The sequence below is a fragment of the Massiliimicrobium timonense genome, assembly GCF_002160865.1.
GTDB lineage: Bacteria > Bacillota_I > Bacilli_A > Erysipelotrichales > Coprobacillaceae > Allocoprobacillus.
The window spans coordinates 1-534 of record NZ_NFLJ01000109.1; the positions used below are offsets into that span (position 1 = coordinate 1).

The window sequence follows — 534 nt, forward strand, 5'->3', positions numbered from 1 at the left end:
ACTTCAGGAGACTCATCAGATATTTGAAGTTCTTTTTTAATTTTATGAGCAGCATTTAATTCATCAACTTCTTTTTGAAAATGAGCAACAGGATCATCAATGCCTTTTTTCTTCCAAGTTTCAACAGAGGCAAGGGACTTGTATGTACGATGAGCAGACCCATGCTTTTCAGGGGAATAAAAACTCTCAACGATTGATAAATAAGTACGTCCTTTTAAATGAGATTGTTTAAGAAAATAAGCCATAAAGTACCTCCAATAATCTATCACCACTATCACTATTATTATAACATAAACTATAAAAAAATAAAAGAATTTAACATAAAAAAACATCGATAAAATCGACGTTTATTCGCTACTTAAAATTTTGATTTTAAATTTAGTCTAAAAAATCTAGTGATAGTCTCTAAAGACGGGCTTTAATGAAACAAACTGTTGGTGATCACTGTGAAGTTAAAGCCAGTGGTGGTGTCAAAACATTTGAAGATATGGAAGCAATGGTTAATGCTGGAGCATCACGTATAGGGACTTCATC

The 534-nt window shown here is 32.0% G+C and carries 2 pseudogenes; one reads left to right on the top strand and one right to left on the bottom strand.

From position 1 onward, the window contains the following. A pseudogene (locus B5E75_RS14380) lies at positions 1-245 on the bottom strand (IS1634 family transposase); the annotation flags it as partial. A 170-nt stretch (positions 246-415) separates the two neighbouring features. Here B5E75_RS14380 and B5E75_RS14890 point away from each other — a divergent pair. Next, a pseudogene (locus tag B5E75_RS14890) lies at positions 416-534 on the top strand (deoxyribose-phosphate aldolase); the annotation flags it as partial.